The following is a 20,498-nucleotide window of genomic DNA, read 5'->3' on the forward strand; positions in this document are numbered from 1 at the left end:
CGCAGCAATGTGGTCTGACCACAGTGGTCAGGCCACAGAGGTTATATGGTGCACATCACAGTCGTCAATTCTTTCGAGCACACTTCCACCGGGCCTCACCACGCCGTTGTGTGACCCGCGTCATGGTGTTAGTGTGGTCTGACCACAGGCTCTCAGTCGTGCCTGCATACTCCCTCGTTCTCGGAGGTCCCATGAGAATCGCCCTGTTCGCCACCTGCATCGTGGATGCCCTGTATCCCAAGGTCGCCTTGGCCACCGTCCGCATCCTCGAACGGCTCGGCCACGAGGTGGTGTTCCCTTCCGGTCAGGGATGCTGTTCGCAGATGCACGTCAACAGCGGGTACCTGGATGACGCACTGCCGGTGGTCCGCAACCACGTCCGGGCCTTCACCGCCGCCGACTATGACGTCGCGGTGGCTCCGTCCGGTTCCTGCGTGGCGTCGCTAGGGCATCAGCAACCGATGGTCGCCCGGGCCGGTGGGGACGAGGACCTGGCACGGTTGGCCGAGTCCGTGGCCGGCAACACCTATGAGCTGTCCCAGCTGCTGGTGGACGTGCTCGGGGTGACCGATGCCGCCGGCCAGCTGGGCTCCTGGTTCCCCCACACCGTCACCTACCATCCCTCCTGTCATGGGATGCGATTGCTGCGTCTGGACGACCGGCAGAAGGACCTCGTCCGGAGTGTGGGAGGTCTGGAATTCATGGAGTTGCCGGACGCTGATGAGTGCTGCGGCTTTGGCGGCACCTTCTCGTTCAAGAACCCGGATGTCTCCGCCGCGATGGCCGAGGAGAAGATCGACAACATCGTGTCCACCGGTGCCGAGTTGTGCACGGGCGGCGATGCCTCGTGCCTGCTGCACCTGGGTGGGGCGATGTCACGGCGCGGCACGGAGGCGGCCACCGTGCACTTCGCCGAGATCCTAGCCTCCACGCAGCAGAACCCGTTGGAGATCTCCGGACCGGTGGAGTTGTCCATCCCGAACCCCTCGAGTCGGAGACGCTTCCTCCCGTCACGGACCTCCGCCCCGACCACCACCGCACCCACCGCCGATCAAGGAGTCCTCTGATGAGCCGGACCGCCCTGGGGATGCCCACCATTCGCCCCGTCCACGGACAGGGCAACCTGCACGCCGACGTCGATTTCCCCACCGCCGCCAAAGAGGAAATGGCCAACACCCAGATGCGGGCGAACATCCGCCATGCCACGCACACGATCCGCGGAAAACGGGCACGAGTGGTCGAGGAACTTCCGGACTGGCAGGAGCTGCGCACTGCCGGTTCCGTGCTCAAAGAGCAGGTCATGGCCAACCTGCCGGAGTTGCTGGAGCAGTTCGAGAAGAATTTCACCGCGCGCGGCGGGACCGTGCACTGGGCACGCGACGCCGCCGAGGCGAACCGGATCGTCACGGAACTGATCGAGGCCACCGGCAGCACCGAAGTCATCAAGGTCAAATCGATGGCCACGGCGGAGATCGACCTCGAGCGTCATCTCGCGGAGCACGGCATCACCGCCACCGAAACAGACTTGGCTGAGCTGATCGTGCAGTTGGGGCACGATCGGTCCTCGCACATCCTGGTCCCCGCGATCCACAAGAACCGCCACGAGATCCGGGACATCTTCCTGAGGGAGATGCCGGAGACCGACGACAGCCTGACTTCCGAGCCCCGCGACCTGGCCGAGGCCGCCCGGGCTCATCTGCGGGAGAAGTTCCTGTCCACTCGCGTGGCGGTGTCCGGAGCGAACTTCGGTGTGGCCGAGACCGGAACGCTGACCGTGGTCGAGTCCGAGGGCAACGGGCGGATGTGCCTGACCCTGCCGGACACCCTCATCACCGTCATGGGCATCGAGAAACTGGTCCCCACCTTTCAGGACCTGGAGGTGTACCTGCAGCTGCTGCCCCGCTCGTCCACGGGCGAGCGGATGAACCCCTACACCTCGATGTGGACGGGATCCACACCGGGAGACGGCCCGCAAGACGTGCACGTGGTCCTGCTGGACAACGGTCGCTCGGCCGTCCTGGCCGACCCCGCAGGCCGTTCGGCTTTGCACTGCATCCGCTGTTCTGCCTGCCTGAATGTCTGCCCGGTCTATGAGCAGGCGGGCGGCCACGCCTACGGTTCCACGTACCCGGGGCCGATCGGTGCGATCCTCTCCCCGCAGATGACCGGGATCACCGCCGCGGAGAACTCCTCCCTCCCGTACGCGTCCTCCCTGTGCGGGGCCTGCTATGACGTCTGCCCGGTGAAGATCAACATCCCGGAGATCCTGGTGCACCTGCGCGACGAAGACGTCCGCACCCGGCACGGGGAACGACCCGCCACAGAGGCGCAGTCCACGGATGAGGCCTCCACTGCTGCCCCGGAGACCTCCGCACAGAAGTCGTCCACCGGCCTCGCCGGGCGGCTCTTCCGGCGACTGCCGCGGGTGCCCTCCGAGATGGACGTGATGATGAAGGGAGCCTCCACCGTGATGTCGTCCGGCCGTCGCATGGCGCTGGCCGAGAAGGCCCTCCCCCTGGGCCGCGCCGTGGCCGGCCGGGACCGGGCCATCAGCTGGCTGCCGGGGATGGCCGGCGGCTGGACCGACGAACGGGACATCCCGGCCCCGCCCCGAGAGTCGTTCCGCAACTGGTGGGCCGACCACGCCGCGGAAACGGAGGATCGGGTCAACCAGGACGGCGGTTTCCGCGACGTTCCCGCGCCCGATCGGGCGGACGACACCGACGAGGAGGAGACCCCGTGAGCATCGAAGCGAAATCAGAGGTTCTGGCCCGGATCCGTGGGGCTCTACAGGACACCCCGGAGGCCCCGCAGGTCCGGAGGGCCTACCGCCGGACCTCGGGACGGCCGGCCGCCGAGATCCGGGAGATGTTCGAGGACCGGCTGGTCGACTACAAGGCCACCGTTCACCACGAGAACACCGCGACACTGCCCGAACGGATCGCGGAACTGCTGGGGACCTCGGCCCGCTATGTGATCCCCGAGGGGCTGGACCGGAGCTGGCTCCCCGGAGACACCACCGGGCGCCGGGTGCTGGTGGAATCCCAGACTGAACGTGCTGGGACGGTCCTGAGCGTCCGCGAACTCAACGAGGTGGATGCTGTGGTCACCTCGTCCACCGTGTCCTGCGCGGAGACGGGGACCATCTTCCTCAGCGGACGCCCCGAGGAGGGGCGCCGGGCGATCAGTCTGGTCCCCGACCACCACATCTGCGTCGTCCCCGCAGCATCGATCGTCGAGTTGATCCCGGAGGCGCTGGACCGGGTGGAACCCACCGCGCCGATCACCATGATCTCCGGGCCCTCGGCCACCTCGGACATCGAGCTCGAGCGCGTGGAGGGGGTCCACGGCCCCCGCCGGCTGGACGTCATCCTGCTCACCTAGAACCAACCTGCTCGCCTGGAACCTTGGGTGACCTGCGCAGCCGGTCGGTCAGGCCTCCGACGCGCCGTCTGCCGCGGCCTCAACGTCGCCCGCATGCCCGTGCGCCAGCTTCTCCACCAGACGCTCGGCCGCGGCCTCGGTGCGGGCCTGCAGGGCGAACTCGGCGGCGAACAGCAGCCCGTAGCCGAAGGTGTCCTCGCCCTTCCGGGCCGCGACCTTCGAGGTGGCCCGCACGTGCTCCTGGAACATCACCGAGTCCCGGTGGTCACCGAGGGCCTCCTGAAGCTTCTTGGCGGTCTTCATCCGGGCCACGAGCTCGGCGCCGAGATCCAGCCCGGTGGCGTCCTGGACCGCCTTGACGGCGTAACGCAGCCGCTTGGCCTCCTTACGCACCTCGTGCATGAGGTCGATGCGCCGTGCCCGATCCTGTTCACTGCCGACGGCGGCGGCGAGCGCCAGCACCGTCTCCACCTGATCCGTGGCCAGCGGCACCATCGCGGGCGCGGCAGCGGTGTCCCCCTCGGACCGCTCCGGATGCATCGGCAGGGTGAGCGCGAAGGCGTCGAGGCGGTCCAGCACCTCGAAGTACCAGCGGGTGCGCATGCGCTTGACCTGCTGGGCCTGCGCCGCTTCGTAGGCCCGGGCCTTCACGCCCCGCAGCCGCCGGACGGTCTTGCCCGGGATCATCCCGGCGATCGCGCCCTGGGCACCGCCGGGCAGCGCAGCGACCCTCTCCTCCACGTGGTCCCGCACCACCTCGGCGTCACGGGCCACGGACAGCAGCTTGCCGAGCTTCCTCAAGTCCCGGATCACGGCGTCGGTGGCATCCGCCTCCAAGAGTGGGGCGTACGTCTGGAGCAGGGACCGCAGGGTGCGGCAGGCCACGCGGTACTGGTGCACCGAATCTTCCACGTCGCGGCGGACCAGCGGATCCCAGCCCTTGAGGATCTTCAACTGGGTGCGCACCGTGGTGGCCAGGACCGCGCGGACCGTGGGGGCACCGCCGTCGTGCTCCTCCGCGGCGTTGCTCCCGGCCAGCGGGGCCCGGGGATCCAGCGGGTCCGCGGCCTTGCCGACCACCTTCTCCACTTTGGAGCCAACCGCGGAGGGCCGTGCCCCGGCCGGCTGGAGGACCTGCCCGACGGCGTCCAGGAAGACGTCCGTGCCGCCCGCCGAGACGGCGACCAGGCCGGCGTCGATGACTTCGACCTCCCATTCGCGCCAGTGTTGGACTCGGGACTCGGTACGGAAGCCCACGGCCATGGCCGCCACCTGGTCATCGCTGACCTCGGCCAGCCGGCGGCCCTGACCGTCTACGAGGTCCACCACGGACCGCAGGGTGTTCAGGCGGGCGATCGGCACCAGCTGCTTGCCACGGACGTGGACCTGGACGAGGTCCAGGATGCGGGCGGGCACGGAGACCGTCACCGGGCCGGCGGAGACATCCGCGGCCTCGTCCTGGCCCAGCGGGGAGTGGAGTTCGAGCCGTCGTTCGCCCCTGCCGATCTTCACGTGCCAGCCGGCGTCCGTGCCTCCGGTGCGCCGCCGCAGGGTGACGTGGTTGGCGGAGAGGTCCCTCGCAGCCGTGTCGAAGTAGACGGCTTCGAGGGCCATGGGCGGGCGGTACCGAACCTGGGCCACCCCGCCCACGCCGTTGAGCCGGGGCAGGGAGGCCTGCCCGTCTACGTCATACTTCCGCTCGATCTCGACCTGCACAGTTTCACCCATGGGTCCATGATCCCAGAGTCCCGATGAAACAAGCGGTGCAACAAGCGGTGGAACAATGGCCGGGTGAATCCAGAGACCAGATCAGATGCCCGCCGCGACCGGCCCTCGGCACTGCCCACGGGCGAGGAGATCGTCCAGAACCTGCCGTGGCGGTGGAACACCCAGGGGCGCGTCTTCATCATCGGCGGCCTCGGCTTCATGTTCGATGCCTGGGACGTCTCCCTCAACGGCGTGCTCATCCCGCTGCTGCGCGAGGAGTGGGGGCTCTCCGCGGGCCAGGCCGCCTGGATCGGGACGGCCAACCTGATCGGGATGGCCCTGGGCGCCTTCGTCTGGGGCACGGTGGCAGACCGGATCGGCCGCAAGAAGGCCTTCACCGCGACCCTGCTGATGTTCTCGCTCTTCACCCTGGCCGGCGCGTTGACCGGCGATATCGGCTGGTTCGTGCTGTTCCGCTTCCTGGCCGGCTTCGGCCTCGGCGGCTGTATCCCGGTGGACTACGCCCTGGTGGGCGAGTTCACCCCGCGGAAGCAGCGGGGCACCGTGCTCACCGCCATGGACGGCTGGTGGCCGATCGGTGCCGCCGCCTGCGGCTTCCTCTCCGCCTGGATGGTGGCCCAATGGGGCGACTGGCGGCTGCCGATGCTGGCGATGGTCCTGCCCGCGCTCTTGGTGTTCTTCGTGCGCCTGCATGTCCCGGAGTCACCGTTGTTCCTGATCCAGCAGGGACGGGAGAAAGAGGCGCGCGCCGTGATCGACGAGATGGTGCGCCGCACCGGCGCCGAGCAGCGGGCGTACGCGATGCCGGCCGTCCCGGAGCCGCGGCGGCTGACCCTCGCCTCCATGGGCCAGCAGCTGGCCGACCTGTGGCGGTACTCGTGGCGCATCACCACGGTCGCCTGGGCCCTGTTCTTCACCCTCATGCTCGTCTACTACATCGCCCTGCAGTGGCTGCCGACGTTCCTGATCGAGGCCGGCTACGAGCAGTCCCGCGCCTTCATCATGACCGGCGCCATGGCCGCCGTCGGGCTCCTGGGCGTGGTGGTGGCCGCCTGGCTCGTGGAGAAGACCGGGCGCAAATGGCTGCTGGCGCTCACGGCCGTGGTCTCCTCATTCCTGCTGGTCGTGCTGGCCGCCCTCCTGGAGGTCCCGACGGCGGTGCTCCCCCTGGTGCTCGCGTTCGGCTTCGTGGTGCAGGTGGCCATCCCGGTGCTCTACACCTACGTCTCCGAGATGTACCCGACCGAGCTGCGGGGATCCGGCTTCGGCTGGGCCTCGGCCGTCTCCCGCCTCGCCGCCGGGGTGGGGCCACTGGTGTTCGTGGCCTACCTGGTGCCGGCCGTGGGCCTGGCCTGGTCCTTCGTGGTCACCGGCGTGCTGGTGCTGGCCGCCTGCGTGCTGATGCTGGTCCTGGCCCCGGAGACCAAAGGCCGCGAGCTGGAGGTGACGGAGGCGTGAGCCTTGAGGTTCTCCTGCGTTCCTGACCGTCCTCAGGCGGAGCGCTGCGGAGCCCGGTTCGCCTCGATGTCCGCCGACTTCAGGAAGCCCAGCGCCACGGTGGCGATGAGCACCACGCCCGCCACGCCGATGTAGATCGCCTGCGGCGTCCACCCGATGTCGAGCAGGCCTCCGGTGGCCATCGGCGCGAGGATGGCGCCCGCCCGGCCGATGCCGATCGCCCAGCCGGCACCGGTGCTGCGGACCGAGGCCTGGTACGACTGCGGCGTGAGCACGTATAGCCCGGCGATGCAGCCGTTGATCAGCATGCCGACCACGACCCCGAGAGCGAACACGGCCCAGACGATCGAGGCCGAGGAGATGAACAGGACGATCGCCGCCGAGGAGCCGATCGTGAACCAGAACAGGGTCGCCCGGGTGGACCACCGGGCCGTCAGCACCCCGAAGAGCAGCGAGCCGATGGTCCCGCCGATGGTCAGCATGATGCCGGCGATCACGCCTTGGTTCTGCGTCAGCCCGGACTCGTTCAGCAACCGCGGGGTCCAGGAGTTCACGAAGTAGAAGCCGAACATCACGGCGAAGAAGGCGACCCACACCAGGATCGTGATGTTCCGGTTGCGCCGGCTGAACAGCGCGCCGATGCCCGTCTCGGATGCACCGTCACCGTCCGTACCCGACGCCGGCCCGGCGGCCCGGTCTGTCCCCTCCGGCAGTGCCTGGACCGGCGGCTGGCCGACCTTGCGGGCGATGGCGTTGACCTTCTCCAGGGCCCGGGCCGGGCGCCGGTCATAGAGGTAGGCGGCCGACTCGGGCATCAGGGCCACCACCAGGATCAGGGCCACCACGGTCAGGACGCCGCCGAGCGTGAAGACCGAGCGCCACCCGAACTGGTCCATCATCCACACCGCGGTGGTCCCGCCCAGGGACGCGCCGACGCCGTAGCCGGCCGCGTAGATGCTGACGGCCAGGCCACGCCGGGCCCGGTTGGCGTACTCGGAGGAGATGACGTTCGTGCCCACCAGGATCCCGCCGATACCGAGGCCGGTGACCACGCGCCAGAGGCCCAGTTCCCCGGCACTGTTGGCGGTGGCCGAGAGGAACAGGCCGGCTGCGTTGACCACCACGGCGAGGATGGTCATGTTGCGCCGGCCGATGCGGTCGGCCACCGGGCCCAGGGTCAGGGAGCCGACGGCCATGCCGAGCAACCCGGCGCTGAGCAGGAACCCCAGCTCGGTTCCGCTGAGCCCGAACTCCTCGGTCACCGGGGTGGCGGTGAAGGCCATGGCCAGCACGTCATAGCCGTCCAGCGCGTTGAGGAAGGTGCAGATGCCGATGATGAGCCACTGATACGCGCCCATGGGCGCCTGTTCAATGCGGTCCCTCAAGTCGTTGCCTGTACCGGGCGCCGCCGGTGGAGTCGCTTGCCGTGCCATGACTGGTCCCATACCTATGCTCATAGTGAGTGTGTCTTGGGGCACACGCTATCCGTGATGGCGGGCACATGCCAACAGCGGCGAGCTGGGCGAGCTGTCAGGCCAGAGGAGCGCGGGAGACGTAGTCCTGCGGGGTCCGTCCGGCGGCCAGCTCGCCGAGAACCGTGAGCAGCAGCTGACGCTCCTGGACCTTGATCCGCTCGTGCAGGGCCTCCTCGGTGTCCGTGTCGAGCACCGGCACGGCCGCCTGGGCCAGGATCGGACCGGTGTCCACGCCGGCGTCGGCGAGGTGGACGGTGCAGCCGGTGACCTTGACGCCGTAGCGGAGCGCGTCCCGCACGCCGTGGGCGCCGGGGAAGGCCGGCAACAGGGCGGGGTGCGTGTTCAGGTACCGGCCCTCGAACGCGGTGGTGAACTCCTCCCCCGCGATCCGCATGAAGCCGCTGGACAGGACGTAGTCCGGCGCATAGGCCGCGGTGGTGGCGGTCAGCGCGTGATTCCACTCGGCCCGGTCGGCGTATTCCTTGAAGTCCACGACGAACGTCTCCAGGCCCGCCGCCGCGGCGCGGGCCAGGGCGCCGGCGCCGGGATGATCCGCGCCCACCGCGGCGATCTCGACGTCCAGGGTGCCCGCCACCACGGCGTCGATGACCGTCTGGAGGTTGGAACCGGAACCGGAGGCGAGGGCCACAATGCGCATGGATTCCATCCTAGGGCGGCACCGGGCGGCCACCGTCCCAGTAGTGTTGGCGCATGATCTCCTACGGATCCGTCACCAAACGCTTCCGTGACGGCACAGTGGCCGTCAACAACTTCAGTCTCTCCGTCCCGCGGGGCTCGCTGACCGTCCTGGCCGGTTCCTCGGGGTGCGGCAAGACGACGCTGATGCGGATGGTCAACCGGATGGTCGATCCCAGCGAGGGACAGGTTGCCGTGGACGGGCAGGACGTGGCCGGGCAGGACCCGGTGGCCCTGCGCCGGCGGATCGGCTACGTCATGCAGAACTCCGGGCTGCTCCCCCACCGCACGGTGGGCCAAAACATCGCCACCGTTCCCCGCCTGACCGGCATGGACCGCTCCGCCGCCCGGAGGAAGGCGGCCGACATGATGGACCTGGTCGGGCTCGCCCCGGAGCTCGCGAACCGCTACCCCGCCCAGCTCTCCGGCGGGCAGCAACAACGCGTGGGCGTGGCCCGCGGGCTGGCCGCCGATCCGGAGATCCTGCTCATGGACGAACCCTTCGGGGCGGTGGACCCGCTGGTGCGCGCCGACCTGCAGCGTCAACTCGTGGACCTGCACCACCAGCTGGGCACCACCATCCTGTTCGTCACTCATGACATGGACGAGGCCTTGACCCTCGGCGACCACATCGTGCTCTTGCAGGCCGGCGCCCGGATCGCCCAACAGGGCACCCCCAAGGACTTCGTCTCCGCCCCCGCCAGCGACTTCGTCCGGGACTTCCTGGGCCTGGACCGCGGCCAGCGCACCCTGCACCGCGAGACCGCCGCGGACGGCTCGGTCCTGTTGCTGGACCCGCACGGCCGGCCCGCCGGGGTGCTCGCCGAGTGAGGTGGATCCTCGACAACCTGCCGCTGATCGCCGATCGGCTGTGGGCCCACGTGGCCACCTCCCTGCCGGCGATCGTCCTGGCCCTGCTCATCTCCCTGCCCCTGGGGTGGCTCGCCCACCGGTACCGGCCCCTCAACGGTCCCCTGCTCACCGGCGCCGGGCTGATGTACGCCCTGCCCTCCCTGCCGCTATTCATCGTGCTGCCGGTGCTGATCGGGACGGGCGTGCGGGACGCGGTCAACGTGGTCGTCGCCCTGACGCTCTACGGGGTGGCCCTGATGGTGCGCAGCGTGGCTGACGGCCTGGACGGGATTCCGCCCGAGGCCCGCAACGCCGCCACCGCCCTGGGCTACCGGCCCCTGCGGCGGTTCCTGGCGGTGGACCTGCCGCTGGCCGGGCCGGTGATCCTCTCGGGACTGCGCGTGGTCGCCGTCTCCACCGTGTCCCTGTGCACCGTGGGGGCCGTGCTCGGTATCCCCTCGCTCGGCATGCTCTTCACGGACGGCTTCCAACGCGGCATCCTCGCGCAGATCCTCACCGGCATCGTCCTCACGGTGGCCCTGGCCCTGGCCCTGGACCGCCTCCTCGTCCTGGCGGGCCGGCTGCTCATGCCCTGGGCTCGCACCCCGTCCCGCCGGGCCGTCCGCCGGTCGCATCGGCCTGGCCGATCTGACCAGACCGACCAGACCGACCAGACCGACCAGGCCGGTCAGTCGGTGATGCCCTCATGAATCAGCTCTGGGACGCCGTCCTCTGGTGCCTGGACCCGTCCAACTGGCAGGGTCCCTCCGGCATCGGGGCCCGCTCGCTCGAGCACCTCGGCTACACGGCGCTGGCCCTCGTCATCGCCTCGGTGATCGCCGTCCCCGTCGGCTGGTGGGTGGGGCACACGGGCCGGGGCCGCGGGATCGCCGTGGCGGTCTCCGGTGCCGCTCGCGCCCTGCCGACCCTCGGCGTCGTGACGCTGATGGGACTGATGCTCGGCATCGGGCTCGCCGCCCCCATGACCGCCTTCGTGGTGCTCGCCGTGCCCTCGATCCTGGCTGCTGCCTATGCCGGTTTCGAAGCCGTCGACCACCAGGTGATCGACGCCGCCCGGGCCCAGGGCCTCACCGAGGCCCAAGTGCTGTGGCGGGTCGAGGTGCCCCTGGGGCTGCCCCTGCTGATCAGCGGATTGCGTTCGGCCGCGCTGCAGGTCATCGCCACGGCCACCCTCGCCGCCTACGTGGGGGCCGGTGGATTGGGCCGCTACCTCTTCCTCGGGCTCAAGACGCAGGATTACGCGATGATGCTCGGCGGCTCCCTCATCGTCGTCCTGCTCGCGATCGTGCTGGATCTGCTGTTCGCCGCCGCCGGCCGGGCCGCCGTCCCCCGCGGGGTTCGGGTGGCGCGGCAGGGTCTGGCCCAGTAGGTTCATGTCCATGACTCCGAAGCCTCGCCGTTCGCCCCTCACTCACCGGTCCCTGATCACCCTGGCCGCCGTTTCCGCCCTGGCCCTGACGGGCTGCGGCAGTTCGGACCCGCTCGGCGGCGGGGCCTCCGGTTCTGCCGGTGGGGACTCCGGCGACGGCGGCGGTGCGGGTGAGGCGATCGTCATCGGCTCCCAGCAGTACTACTCGAACGAGATCATCGCCGAACTCTATGCCCAGGCCCTGGAGGCCGAGGGGTTCACCGTGGAACGCGAGTACCAGATCGGCCAGCGTGAGGTGTACCTGCCTGAACTCGAGTCCGGGGCGATCGACGTGTTGCCCGAGTACTCCGGCAACCTGCTCCAGTACTACGACGCGGAGTCGACGGCCAGCACACCCGAGGACATCCACGCCGCCCTGGCCGAGGTCCTGCCCGAGAATCTACGGGCTCTGGAGCCGGCCGAGGCCACGGACCAGGACTCGTACAACGTCACCCGCGAGTTCGCCGAGGAGCATTCGCTCACCACGCTGGCCGACCTGCAAAACGTGGACGAGCCGTTGACGGTGGCGGCGAACTCCGAGTTCGAGACCCGCCCCTATGGTCCGGAGGGGCTCCGGGAGGTCTACGGGGTGGACGTCAGCCTGGTGCCGGTCGAGGACTCGGGCGGCCCGCTGACGGTGAAGGCCCTCGTGGACGGAGACGTCCAGCTGGCCGACATCTACTCGGCCGACCCGTCGATCCAGACCCAGGACCTGGTCACCCTTGAGGACCCGGAGAACCTGATCCTGCCGCAGAACGTCACACCGATCGTCTCCGAGGCCGTGAACGAGGACGCGGCCGCCGTGATCGAGGAGGTCAACGCCCAGCTCTCCGCCGAGGAGCTCATCGACCTCAACCGCCAGTCCGTGGAGGACCAGGCCTCGAGCGCCGACCTGGCCACCGCCTGGCTGGCGGAGCAGGGACTCGCCTGAACCCCAGTAGGGTGGGACGGTGAGCCAGACCGATCCCGCCAGCACTGACCCAGAACTGAAGAAGTACCGCTCCCTCCGGGATGCGCTGCTCTGGGTGGCCGGGATGCTGCTGCTCACCTACCTGTCCTCGGTGCTGACGTTGCCGTGGAAGGCCGTCTCCCTGGCCTTTGCCCTGGCTGGACTCGTCTGGGGCGTGGTGGCGCTCGTACGCACCGCCCACGTGAAGTCCCCCTGGGTCCTGCGCTTCGCCACTGCGGCCGCGATGGCCGGCTGCGCCATGTTCGGCTTCGTGGCCTCGGCGCAGATCATCTTCTGGGACGCCACCGCACAGTTCGAGGAGTGCACCTCCTCCGCCCTGACGGACCGCGCCCTGGAGAACTGCAGCAGCACCTACACGGAACAGCTGGGCGGAACGACCCTGCCGGGTGCGGGGATCTCCCGCCACCAGTAGACGTGGGACAGACGGGCTACCGCCGTCGTCCGGAGTCCCCGCCGGCGTTCGGCTCCTCGTCATCTTCTGGGTCCTCGTCATCGTCGTCGTCCCAGTCCTCCGGCACCACGTACTGGTACTTCTCCCAGGCAGGCGAGACGAGGTAGCCGAACATGGTGCCCAGCCCCACGAGGCCACCGAGCATCACCGAGGCGAGCCACGCGGTGGGGCCGAGATCGGTCAGCCGGCCCACGCCCAGCGATCCGGTGGAGAGCCAGAAGGGCAGGAGGGCGAGCGCCGCCGTCGCCAGCGCCACGAACAGGCCCATCGCGAGGGTGGACAGGGTCAGTGAGGCCCAGCGTTGGGTGATCTTCAGGGAGAGCCACTCGTCGAAGTGGTTCTCCCCCGCCCGCAGCAACCACCAGCCGGCCAGGAAACCGCCGGCCACGGGCAGGAGCAGGAACAGCCAGGACCACGCGGGGTCCAACCCCACGGGCAGTGCGGTGAGCACGGGGACGGCGGGCTGCGGCCCGACCAGGGTCTGCAGGGGTGCCACCACGGAACCGGTCCCGAGGCTGAACCCGGCCCCGGCGGTCCACGCCAAGGTCCACATCGCCAGGTTCGGCATGATGCCGAGCTGAGCCACGGTGACGACGGCACCGCCCCAGATCCCGGCGTTCAACTCCTGGTAGACCTGGGCGATGTCCGCCCAGTGCAGTCCGATCTGGACGGCCATCAGGGCCGCGGCGAGTCCGAAGGAGGCGATCAGTCCCACGGCTCCGGCACTGACCACGGACCACACGTAGGAGCCGGCCCACCGAGAGTGCTGGGACAGCTGTTCGATCCGGTCGGCCAGGTTCACGCCGATCAGCCGCGCCCAGGAGCCGGCCTCCCGGCGGGCGCCCGCCAGCAGGGCGAGCACCATGACGGCCGTGGGGATCAGCGTCCCCCAGGCGGGGTTGATCGCCACGGCGGCGTTGGGCACCAGCAGCGAGGTGGCCAGGGCGACGGCGGCGTAGGCCACCGCACCACCGGCGAGCGCCTGCCAGATCTGGTCGCGGTAGGAGGCCCGGGCCAGCCGGCGCCCGGCCCGCCATCCGAGGAAGAACGGCAACAGCACCAGTCCCCAGGGCAGGAACCAGAAGGTACCGGTCAACAGCGCGTCCGAGGTGGTCCCCGCTTCCAGGCTCAGGTGCAACGGCACCCCGTGGATGGCCAGCCAGGCCTGCCCTCCCAGCCGGGCGATGAATTCGATGCCGGTGGCGGAGAATCCACCGCCGGACCAGATGACCACGAGCGGGATCAGCACGAGCATCGCGGAGATCACGGCAGCGATGAGTGCCTCGATGACCCCCTGGATCCACAGGGGCAGGGGCAGGGGTTTCAGGGCGCGACTGGTTCGAGCGTTCATGTCACCGTCCATGGTGCCACCCGGCTGACGGCCGGTACCGGAATCACCCCCGGGTCGGCGCGGCTCACCGAGAGTTCACCGGACCGCCACCTCGGTTCCACCGCACCGCGGGCCTCCCGTCGGCGGCGGGCGGTCATCATGGGACCGTGAGAGTCGCTGTGGTCGCAGAATCCTTCCTGCCGCACATGAACGGTGTCACCCACTCCATCCTCCAGGTGCTCCGCCACCTGCGGGAACGGGGTGACGATGTCCTGGTGATCGCCCCGTCCAGCTCGTGGATGGAAGACGAGGCCCCGGCCGAGGTGGAGGGGTTTCCGGTGCACCGCCTGCCCTCCATCCCCCTGCAGGGCTACACCAGCGTCCGGGTGGCCGCCGGGACCGTCAACCGGGTCCGCCGCGTCCTCGCGGACTTCGCCCCCGACGTCGTCCACATCGCCTCCCCCTTCGTCCTCGGCTGGCGCGCGGTCCAGGCGGCCCACGCCCTCGGACTGCCCAGCGTGTGCGTGTATCAGACCGAGGTGCCCAATTACGCGGCCCGCTACGGATTCCCCTGGCTCGAGGAGGTCCTCTGGCAGCAGGTGGAGCGCATCCACGATCTCGCCACACTCACCGTGGCCCCCTCCAGCTTCTGCCTGAACCAGCTGCACGGCCGGGGCATCCAGCGGGTGCACCTGTGGCGCCGTGGCGTGGACACCCACCGATTCCACCCCGCCAAGCGGGATGAGGGGCTGCACGCCGCGCTGGCCCCGAACGGGGAGCGGCTCATCGGCTTCGTCGGCCGCCTGGCCGCCGAGAAACAGGTCGAGGACCTCGCCGCACTCCACGACCTGCCGGGCACCCGCCTGGTGATCGTGGGTTCCGGACCCCTCAAGGACTCGCTCCGGAAGAAGCTGCCCGGCGCGCACTTCGCCGGCTTCCAGGGAGGTGAGGACCTGGCCCGCCACGTGGCCTGTTTCGACCTGTTCGTGCACCCCGGCGAGTCCGAGACCTTCTGCCAGACCATCCAGGAGGCCATGGCCTCCGGCGTGCCCGTGGTCGCGGTGGGCCGGGGTGGGCCGCTCGACCTCGTGGACGCGTCCCGCACCGGCTGGCTGTACCGGCCCGGGAACCTGGACGAGCTCCGCGAGCGGGTCCGGGATCTGGCCTACGACGACGTCAAACGTGGCGCCTTCGCCGAGGCCGCCTTCCGCTCGGTGCAAGGGCGGACCTGGCCGGTGCTCTGCGAACAGCTCGTGGGCTACTACGAGCGCGCCATCCGCGTACGGCGCCGCCAGAACGACGTCTACGTGCGCACCTACCTGGAGCAGAGCTCCGGGTGGGACGGCTGGCTGCTGCCGCGCTGAGCCGGCCGGACACTCTAGGGTGTCCCCATGACCGTTGCCCCCACCCTCACCACCGATCTGGCCTCCCCGCGCGCACTGGCCGGGCGCACCGTCCGGCCCGTCGGGCTGGGCTGTATGAACCTCAACCACGGGTACTCCGGGTTCCTCACGGACGAGGACGCCGTCACGATGGTCCGCACCGCCCTGGACGCCGGGGTGGACCACTTCGACACGGCCACTCTCTACGGTGCCGGCCACAACGAGGAGGTGGTGGGACGCGCCCTGGGAGCGCGCCGCCAGGACGTCTTCCTCGCCTCCAAGGGTGGGCTGACCGGCGGGAGGGACGGCGGGATCGACGGCCGCCCGGAGACCCTCCGCGGCCAGGTCGAGGACTCCCTGCGCCGCCTGGGCACCGAGTACATCGACCTCTACTACCTGCACCGGCTCGATCCAGACATACCGGTGGAGGAGAGCGCCGGTGCCCTGGCCGAGATGGTCCGGGCCGGGATGATCGGCGCCTACGGCCTCTCCGAGGTCTCCGGTGCCACCCTGGAGCGGGCCCACGCCGTGCACCCGGTGGCCGCCGTGCAGAACGAGTACTCCTTGTGGACCCGCAACCCGGAGTGGGGGCTGCTGGACGCCTGCCACCGCACCGGTGCCGCCCTCGTGGCCTTCTCCCCCGTGGGACGCGGGTTCCTCACCGGTACGGTGCTGGACCCCGCGATCCTCCCTCAGGGGGACATGCGGCACCGGATGCCGCGATTCTCGGCGGAGCACTACCCGGCCAACCTCGCCCTGCTGGAGCCCTTCCGCGCCGAGGCCGAGCGACTGGGCACCACCATCGCGGCCCTGTCCATCGCCTGGGTGCTGGCCCAGGGACCGGGCGTCCTGGCCATCCCGGGGACGACGTCGGTGGCGCACCTGGCGGAGGACGGCTCCGCCGAGCAGGTGGTCCTGACGGCCGAGGATGTGGTCCGGATCGACGCGATCATCAACCATGACACCGTGCACGGACACCGCTATGCCGTGCAGCAGCGGTCGAGTATCGACACGGAGGACGAACCCGCCACCCCGCCAGAAGCCTGATCGGACCCCAGCCCCGGGGCAACCGCCGGTATCGCGCGCGGCCGACCGGCCGGCGTCGGGCCCTCGTCACGCTTTCCGCAGGCCGCGTACCTGCCGGTACAGTGGTCCCGGCCGCTCCCTGCCAGGGGATGCCCTCCCATCACAGGGACGCCACCGAGGAAAGCGAGGACGGACATGGAACAGGGTCTGGAAAACCTGCGGAACGAAGTGTTCCGCCGCAACCCCGGCGAAAGCGAATTCCACCAAGCTGTGACCGAGGTGTTCGAAGCCCTCGGCCCCGTGGTCAACCGCCATCCCGAGTACGTCGAATCGGGCATCCTTCGCCGCATGTGCGAGCCCGAGCGCCAGATCATCTTCCGCGTCCCCTGGGTGGACGACAACGGCTCCGTGCAGATCAACCGGGGCTTCCGCGTGGAGTTCAACTCCGCGCTCGGCCCGTACAAGGGCGGACTGCGGTTCCACCCCTCCGTCTACCTGGGCATCATCAAGTTCCTGGGCTTCGAACAGATCTTCAAGAACGCCCTGACCGGAATGCCGATCGGCGGCGGCAAGGGCGGCTCGGACTTCAACCCGGCCGGCCGGTCCGATGCCGAGATCATGCGCTTCTGCCAGTCCTTCATGACCGAGCTCTACCGCCACATCGGCGAGTACACCGACGTGCCCGCCGGTGACATCGGCGTGGGCTCCCGGGAGATCGGCTACCTGTTCGGCCAGTACAAGCGCATCACCAACCGCTTCGAGTCCGGTGTGCTCACCGGCAAGGGCATGTCATGGGGCGGTTCGCTGGTCCGCCCGGAGGCCACCGGCTACGGCGCCGTGATGTTCGCGGACCAGATGCTGCGCACGCAGGGCCAGTCCATGGACGGCCAGACCGTGATCGTCTCCGGTTCCGGCAACGTGGCCCTCAACGCCATCGCCAAGTCCCAGCAACTCGGGGCCACGGCCATCACCGCCTCGGACTCCTCCGGCTACGTGGTGGATGAGGCCGGCATCGATCTGGACCTGCTCCGCGAGATCAAGGAGGTCCAGCGCGGCCGGATCTCCGAGTACGCCGAGCAGCGCGGCGGCAACACCCGCTTCGTGGCCGACGGCAGCGTGTGGGACGTCCCCGGCACCGTGGCCCTGCCCTCGGCCACCCAGAACGAGCTGGATGACAAGGCTGCGCAGATTCTCATCAAGAACGGCCTGGTCGCCGTGGCGGAGGGCGCCAACATGCCCTCCACCCAGAAGGCCACCGAGCTGTTCATCGAGGCCGGCGTGCTGTTCGGCCCGGGCAAGGCCGCCAACGCCGGCGGCGTGGCCACCTCCGCCCTGGAGATGCAGCAGAACGCCAGCCGGGACACCTGGAGCTTCGAGTACACGCATGACAAGCTCGAGCAGATCATGACGGACCTGCACGACCGCTGCCTCGAGACCGCCGATCGCTACGGTGCCCCGGGCAACTACGTGGTGGGCGCCAACATCGCCGGCTTCGTCAAGGTCGCGGACGCCATGCTGGCCCAGGGCGTCATCTGAGGCCCGTCAGCGCCTCCCGCTGCTCCTGGGTCAACCGCACGGGGCGGCCCGAGACGGAGTCCACGAACACCATGGTGGTTCCCGCGGTGACGCACTCGGTGCCGTCCACGCCGTCCCGGATGGAGTAGGCCACCTCGATCGAGGCACCCTTCGCCGCGGCCACCCACACCCACACCCGCGCCGGGACGGTACGGTACTCGAGGGGCCGCCGGTATCGGATCCGGTGCTCGGAGATCAGCGCCTGCACGGTGTCCGGCACCCCGTCCAGCAGGGACACCGGCGCTCCGAGTCCGGCGGCCCCCGTGCCCGCCGGCACGCCGAAGGCGTGGATGCGGGCCTCCTCGAGGATGGAGGCGATCCGCACATTGTTCACGTGGCCGTAGGCGTCCATGTCTCCCCAGCGCAGGGCGACGTCCACCCGGACACCGGGGCCGCCGCCGTCGGGCCGTGGTTCGACCGTGCCGGTCAGGGGCTCAGCGTCCATGGCCTGCTTCCGGGGCCACCACGGACAGCTGGGCGGTCATCGGCCAGGTCTGCGGCCGGGCCTCGGACCGGCCGCCGTCCAGGATGCCGAGGTCCTCGAGCTGGCGGGACAGTGTGGCGCCGTCCGGCCCGTAGCACCACGGCACGCCCGGGGTGGTGTCACGGGGGTCGTCGGCACGGCCGCCGGCCAGGACCGCCTGCGAGGGCGTGAGCTGCCGGATCACGATGGCCCGTACCCTGTCCGGGTGCCGGCGGGCGAAGTCGGCATAGATCTCCGGGTCATGCTGGCCGTCGTCGCCGATCAGCAGCCAGCGTACGCCGGGGTAGTCCCGCGCCAACCGGTCCAGCTGGGAGACCTTGTGCTCCATCCCGGACCGGAACCAGCGATCCTCCGTGGGGCCCCAGCTGGTCAGCAGCAGCGGTCCGAAGGGGTAGAGGTTGCGGGAGAGGAAACGGGACAGGGTCTGGGCCACGTTCCACGCGCCAGTGGACAGGTAGATCACCGGGGACGCGGGCTGCGCCTCCAGCAACCGGTGCAGCATCACGGCCATCCCCGGGGTTGGCGTGCGGGCATGCTCATCCAGGACGAAGGAGTTCCAGGCGGCCAGGAAGGGCCGCGGCAGGTACGTGACCACCACGGTGTCATCCACATCCGAGACCACGCCGGTGACCACGTGGTCGTCCACGATGTAGACGTCGCTCGTGGCGGGTTCACTGCCGTTGGACTGCAGCGTGACGGTCTGCCAGCCGGGCTCCAGCTCAGCCTCGACGACGGCGTCCACCAGGCCGCCGCGGTCCGCGCGGACGGTGAAGCTCTGGCCGCCGGCGGTGATCTGCACGAGAGCATAGGCCACGGGGGGTGAGGTGAAGTTGTGCCAGCCGCGCATGCCGTCCTCGACCATCTTGGCCAGGCGGCGCCCGTTCTCGAACGCCTCGTCCGGGGCCATCACCACGCGCGAGAGGATCCGGATCCATCCGGTGGTCCCGTAGCCGGTGAAGGACATGACGGTGGGCATCAGGCCCCGCCGGATGGCTGACTTGCGGCGGAAGGCATGCCACCGGTCCTGGAGCATGGTGGCCACGTGCTCGGTGATGAGGGGTTCCCGTTCTTCCACCAGGGGGGACGGCGGTGCGTCCACGGCAGCAGCGTGCGGTGCGGGAATCCGGTCGGCCATACTCCCAGTATTCACCACGTCACGGGCGGAACTCACACCGGGTCCCGCAGTGTCCGCTCCCGGCGCAGTCGGCGCAGTCGGCGCAGTCGGCGCAGACCCCCGGGGCTGACGGCGGAACTGACGGCGGAACCCGGCGGATAGGCTGGGCCCATGTCGAGCGTCCTTCCAGCACCCGGCGAACTGCGCCGCATCGCCCTGACCGCGGCGGCCGCCTGCGCCCCCCGCCTGGTCCGCGCGTTCCGCTCCCTCCCCGCCGATCTCCACCTCTCCACCAAGCGCTCCTCGCATGACCTGGTCACGGTGCATGACCGCGCCACCGAGGACGAACTGGTCCGGCTGCTCGGCGACGCCGTGCCCGGCAGCCGCTTCATCGGCGAGGAGGGCGGCGCCCGGGGCACCGGGCCCGAGCCCGCCGCCGGCACGGCCCCCGTTGCCCTCGCCGACGCGCACCGACTCGAGTGGATCGTCGACCCGATCGACGGCACCGCCAACTTCGCCCACGGCTTCGCCATGTTCTCCATCTCGATCGCGGCGGCCGTGGACGGCGAGGTGGTGGCCGGCGTGGTGCTGGACCCCGTGAACGGGCTCGAGTTCTCCGCCGATGACACCGGGGCGTACCTCAACGGCGTTCGCTTCGGTGCCGAGGCCGCGGGCGTGGAGGCGGCCCACGCGGTGCACGCTGATCCTCCCGCCGAGGCCGCGATGAACCTCGTGACCTCCTATCCCTCCGCGGAGGCCCTCGACCTGGACGGCCCCGTGGCGCTGGAACGCTTCGGGCGCCTGGTCGACTCCTATGCCACCGTCCGCCGGACCGTCTCCGGTGCTTTGGAGTTGGCCTTCACGGCCATCGGCTGGGCGGACGCGACCCTCGGGGTGGACACCAACCCGTGGGATGTGGGCGCCGGCCAGTTGCTGGTGCGCCGGGCCGGTGGGCGCTACCTGGCCCTGTTCTACGACACGGACGGCCCCGAACGCCGCCCCGCCCACCTGGCCCCCTGCTACGTGGCCGTGGCTCCGGGTCGGGTAGCGCCGACGGCGGTCCGCGTGCTGGAGGAGACCGTGGCCGCCCGGCGCGGCGGAATCTAAACCACCCCTAGCCGGAACCACCCCGGCACGGGATACT

Annotated in this window: 19 protein-coding genes; 13 read left to right on the forward strand and 6 right to left on the reverse strand. The window is 70.0% G+C overall.

The annotated features are described in order from the left end of the window. Window positions 1–191: 191 nt before the first annotated feature. From AB0333_RS08685 to AB0333_RS08695, 3 genes are read left to right on the forward strand one after another with little or no spacing between them, the layout of a single operon-like run. A complete protein-coding gene (locus tag AB0333_RS08685) occupies window positions 192–1,067 on the forward strand; it encodes a (Fe-S)-binding protein (protein ID WP_366218283.1) in 876 nt (291 codons plus the stop codon). After that, window positions 1,067–2,743 carry a lactate utilization protein B gene (locus AB0333_RS08690; RefSeq protein WP_366218284.1) on the forward strand — a complete coding sequence of 559 codons (1,677 nt, stop codon included), beginning with the start codon at window positions 1,067–1,069 and terminating at the stop codon, window positions 2,741–2,743. Before AB0333_RS08685 ends, AB0333_RS08690 begins: the two co-directional genes overlap by 1 nt. Further along, entirely contained in the window at window positions 2,740–3,384 is a 645-nt protein-coding gene (locus AB0333_RS08695) for an LUD domain-containing protein (protein ID WP_366218285.1), read from the forward strand. The genes AB0333_RS08690 and AB0333_RS08695 overlap by 4 nt, the downstream gene beginning before the upstream one ends. 48 nt (window positions 3,385–3,432) lie before the next feature. Here the strand turns inward: AB0333_RS08695 and AB0333_RS08700 are convergent, their stop codons facing one another. Beyond that, a complete protein-coding gene (locus AB0333_RS08700) occupies window positions 3,433–5,112 on the reverse strand; it encodes a CYTH and CHAD domain-containing protein (RefSeq protein WP_366218286.1) in 1,680 nt (559 codons plus the stop codon). A gap of 63 nt (window positions 5,113–5,175) precedes the next feature. Here AB0333_RS08700 and AB0333_RS08705 point away from each other — a divergent pair, with 63 nt between their 5' ends. Next, complete coding sequence (locus tag AB0333_RS08705; RefSeq protein WP_366218287.1) at window positions 5,176–6,570, forward strand: MFS transporter; 1,395 nt, start codon at window positions 5,176–5,178, stop codon at window positions 6,568–6,570. A gap of 32 nt (window positions 6,571–6,602) precedes the next feature. On the opposite strand, the gene AB0333_RS08710 is transcribed toward AB0333_RS08705, so the two are convergent. Beyond that, a complete protein-coding gene (locus AB0333_RS08710; RefSeq protein ID WP_366218288.1) occupies window positions 6,603–7,955 on the reverse strand; it encodes an MFS transporter in 1,353 nt (450 codons plus the stop codon). Between the two features lie 145 nt (window positions 7,956–8,100). After that, entirely contained in the window at window positions 8,101–8,703 is a 603-nt protein-coding gene (gene purN / locus AB0333_RS08715) for a phosphoribosylglycinamide formyltransferase (RefSeq protein WP_366218289.1), read from the reverse strand. A 53-nt stretch (window positions 8,704–8,756) separates the two neighbouring features. Here purN and AB0333_RS08720 point away from each other — a divergent pair, with 53 nt between their 5' ends. The 5 genes from AB0333_RS08720 to AB0333_RS08740 are packed head-to-tail and all read left to right on the forward strand — an operon-like array spanning window position 8,757 to window position 12,404. Beyond that, a complete protein-coding gene (locus AB0333_RS08720) occupies window positions 8,757–9,572 on the forward strand; it encodes an ATP-binding cassette domain-containing protein (protein WP_366218290.1) in 816 nt (271 codons plus the stop codon). Further along, a complete protein-coding gene (locus tag AB0333_RS08725) occupies window positions 9,569–10,303 on the forward strand; it encodes an ABC transporter permease subunit (RefSeq protein ID WP_366218291.1) in 735 nt (244 codons plus the stop codon). Before AB0333_RS08720 ends, AB0333_RS08725 begins: the two co-directional genes overlap by 4 nt. Further along, entirely contained in the window at window positions 10,300–10,983 is a 684-nt protein-coding gene (locus tag AB0333_RS08730; RefSeq protein WP_366218292.1) for an ABC transporter permease, read from the forward strand. Before AB0333_RS08725 ends, AB0333_RS08730 begins: the two co-directional genes overlap by 4 nt. Before the next feature lie 10 nt (window positions 10,984–10,993). Continuing rightward, on the forward strand, window positions 10,994–11,953 hold the full coding sequence (locus AB0333_RS08735) for an ABC transporter substrate-binding protein (protein WP_366218293.1): 960 nt from the start codon (window positions 10,994–10,996) through the stop codon (window positions 11,951–11,953). Between the two features lie 19 nt (window positions 11,954–11,972). After that, a complete protein-coding gene (locus AB0333_RS08740) occupies window positions 11,973–12,404 on the forward strand; it encodes a hypothetical protein (protein WP_366218294.1) in 432 nt (143 codons plus the stop codon). A gap of 16 nt (window positions 12,405–12,420) precedes the next feature. Here the strand turns inward: AB0333_RS08740 and AB0333_RS08745 are convergent, their stop codons facing one another. Then, window positions 12,421–13,794: a DUF6350 family protein gene (locus AB0333_RS08745; RefSeq protein WP_366218295.1), complete on the reverse strand. Its 1,374-nt coding sequence runs from the start codon at window positions 13,792–13,794 to the stop codon at window positions 12,421–12,423. 146 nt (window positions 13,795–13,940) lie between these two features. On the opposite strand from AB0333_RS08745, the gene AB0333_RS08750 reads away from it, so the two are divergent. The 3 genes from AB0333_RS08750 to gdhA all read left to right on the forward strand — a co-directional run bounded on the left by AB0333_RS08750 (window position 13,941) and on the right by gdhA (window position 17,717). Next, window positions 13,941–15,137 (forward strand): glycosyltransferase family 1 protein, encoded by a 1,197-nt coding sequence (locus AB0333_RS08750; protein WP_366218296.1) that lies wholly within the window; start codon window positions 13,941–13,943, stop codon window positions 15,135–15,137. A gap of 27 nt (window positions 15,138–15,164) precedes the next feature. Continuing rightward, entirely contained in the window at window positions 15,165–16,202 is a 1,038-nt protein-coding gene (locus AB0333_RS08755; RefSeq protein ID WP_366218297.1) for an aldo/keto reductase, read from the forward strand. 174 nt (window positions 16,203–16,376) lie between these two features. After that, window positions 16,377–17,717 (forward strand): NADP-specific glutamate dehydrogenase, encoded by a 1,341-nt coding sequence (gene gdhA, locus AB0333_RS08760; protein ID WP_366218298.1) that lies wholly within the window; start codon window positions 16,377–16,379, stop codon window positions 17,715–17,717. Here gdhA and AB0333_RS08765 read toward each other — a convergent pair. Both AB0333_RS08765 and AB0333_RS08770 read right to left on the reverse strand, forming a co-directional pair. Then, window positions 17,710–18,201: a thioesterase family protein gene (locus AB0333_RS08765; RefSeq protein WP_366218299.1), complete on the reverse strand. Its 492-nt coding sequence runs from the start codon at window positions 18,199–18,201 to the stop codon at window positions 17,710–17,712. The genes gdhA and AB0333_RS08765 overlap by 8 nt on opposite strands. Beyond that, a complete protein-coding gene (locus tag AB0333_RS08770; RefSeq protein WP_366218354.1) occupies window positions 18,191–19,273 on the reverse strand; it encodes a phosphatase domain-containing protein in 1,083 nt (360 codons plus the stop codon). Before AB0333_RS08770 ends, AB0333_RS08765 begins: the two co-directional genes overlap by 11 nt. A 252-nt stretch (window positions 19,274–19,525) precedes the next feature. Here AB0333_RS08770 and AB0333_RS08775 point away from each other — a divergent pair, with 252 nt between their 5' ends. Next, a complete protein-coding gene (locus AB0333_RS08775) occupies window positions 19,526–20,461 on the forward strand; it encodes an inositol monophosphatase (protein ID WP_366218300.1) in 936 nt (311 codons plus the stop codon). The last annotated feature ends 37 nt before the right edge of the window (window positions 20,462–20,498 follow it).

Origin of the sequence: Citricoccus sp. NPDC079358 (assembly GCF_040702545.1) — a bacterium.
Classification (GTDB): Bacteria; Actinomycetota; Actinomycetes; order Actinomycetales; family Micrococcaceae; genus Citricoccus.